At 74.0% G+C, this 651-nt stretch carries 1 protein-coding gene; it reads left to right on the top strand.

Annotated features, from left to right (window positions below; translation table 11 throughout):
- Positions 1 to 70: 70 nt before the first annotated feature.
- Positions 71 to 651 (top strand): ribonuclease D (locus tag CCN51_RS51915; RefSeq protein ID WP_143676247.1); only part of this gene is annotated, 581 nt, incomplete at its 3' end.

Genomic DNA, 651 nt, shown 5'->3' with positions numbered 1-651 from the left:
GGCGCCCGCCGACGGAACGTTCCGTCGGCGGGCGCCCTGCGTACCCGGTGTACACAGCTACCCTTGACAGGTGACCGACGCCCAAGAGACCGCAGCAGAGACGACACTGCGAACCACCGGGGGCGCTCCCCCGGACGACCTCCCCTCGGCGCCGGTCCCCTTGCTGGAGCCGCGCGAGGGCATCCCGCCCGTCACCGCCGACCCGGACGCGCTCGCCGAGGTCATCACCGCCTTCGCCGAGGGCCATGGCCCGGTAGCCGTGGACGCCGAGCGCGCCTCCGGCTACCGCTACGGCCAGCGGGCCTATCTCGTCCAGCTGCGCCGCGCCGGCGCGGGGACCGCCCTGATCGACCCCGTCGGCTGCCCCGACCTGTCCGGCCTGGGCGATGCCATCGCCGACGCCGAATGGGTGCTGCACGCCGCCACCCAGGACCTGCCCTGTCTGCGCGACATAGGCATGCTCCCCGGCCGCCTCTTCGACACCGAACTGGCGGGCCGGCTGGCCGGGTTCGCCCGGGTGGGCCTCGGCGCCATGGTCGAGAACATCCTCGGGTACGCCCTGGAGAAGGGGCACTCCGCAGTCGACTGGTCCACCCGCCCGCTGCCCGACCCGTGGCTGCACTACGCCGCGCTCGACGTCGAGCTGCTGGT

This window comes from Streptomyces milbemycinicus, from assembly GCF_002154605.1.
Classification (GTDB): Bacteria; Actinomycetota; Actinomycetes; order Streptomycetales; family Streptomycetaceae; genus Streptomyces; species Streptomyces milbemycinicus.
Note: the sequence above shows the minus strand (reverse complement) of the source record. Positions and strands in the feature narration are given on the sequence as shown.